The sequence below is a fragment of the Mesorhizobium sp. M7A.F.Ca.US.014.04.1.1 genome (assembly GCF_003998745.1).
In the GTDB taxonomy this organism is placed as follows: Bacteria; Pseudomonadota; Alphaproteobacteria; order Rhizobiales; family Rhizobiaceae; genus Mesorhizobium; species Mesorhizobium ciceri.
The window spans coordinates 1-1,128 of sequence record NZ_RZRW01001078.1 but is presented as its reverse complement, the minus strand read 5'-3'; the positions used below and the strand labels follow the sequence as shown (position 1 = coordinate 1,128).

The 1,128-nt window shown below is 59.8% G+C and carries 1 protein-coding gene and 1 pseudogene; both read left to right on the top strand.

Features of this window, described 5'->3' with window-relative positions:
* A pseudogene (locus EOA22_RS38335) lies at positions 1-191 on the top strand (hypothetical protein); the annotation flags it as partial.
* 171 nt (positions 192-362) lie between these two features.
* A partial coding sequence (locus tag EOA22_RS34610; protein WP_127390663.1) for a manganese catalase family protein occupies positions 363-1,128 on the top strand: 766 nt, incomplete at its 3' end.

Here is a 1,128-nt window from a genome sequence, read left to right as displayed (position 1 = left end):
TTGCTGGACCTTACGTCTCGATCGGCCCGGTGCTGGAACCAGGCCAGCCGGGAGAGAACGGCCACTCGACAGTGATGATCGAAGGCAGCCAGCTTTCACTGTTTTATCAGAGCCGGGTCGCCACGACTGATCATCGGTGGCGCTACGGCTTGGCCAGATGTGACGTCGCTCTGCTTTCCAGGGTCGCGTGATCCGGTCGGCGCCACTCGTACCGACTGCATCAACGAACTGGACGGCTCGCATTGCGAATAAGCGTCCGTGGCTCGAGACATTCCCGCGGAAAACTGCCGGAATTAAGTGTTCCTCGCACGGAACAATGCATCAGAGCTGAGGTTCGGCTGACTTCCAACCAGGAGTCAGCCATGTATTACACCGACAAGAAATTGCAGTACCCGGTTCGTGTGGAAACGCCCAATCCAGTCTTTGCCCGTGCCTTGCAGCAGGCCATCAGCGGAGTAGAAGGCGAGATCCGCGTGGCCTTGCAGTATTTCTTCCAGGCATGGGGATGCCGCGGGCCGGCCAAATACCGCGACCTGTTGTTGAACACGGCGACCGAGGAGCTCGGCCATATCGAAATGCTGGCGACTGCGGTCGCCCTCAATCTTGAGGGTGCACCACTTTCGCTGCAGGAGGACATCTCGTCGGACACGGTCGGCGGCTCGGTCCTCAACGGGATGAACTTCCGCCATATCTTGTCGACCGGCCTGGCCGCACTGCCTGAAAACGCCAACGGCGTTCCCTTCAATGCTTCGCATGTCTATGCCAGCGGCAATCTTGCCGCGGATATGGTCGCAAACGTCACCGCGGAAGGAAGCGGCCGCGTGCTTGCGACCCGCCTGTACAACATGACCAGCGATCCCGGCATGAAGGACATGCTGTCCTTCCTTATTGCGCGCGACACCATGCACCAACAGCAGTGGCTCGCGGCAATCGAAGATATGGGCGGACTGAACGCGTCTCTGCCGGTCCCCAACTCCTTCCCGCAGGAAAAGGAGCATCAGGACGTATCCTATGCCTTCATCAATTGCTTCGTCGAAGGTGTCGAACCAGCGCAGGGACGTTGGAGCGAAGGACCGTCGATGGACGGCAAGGGCGAGTTCTCCCTGGTCGCCGGTTCGCCAATGGGCG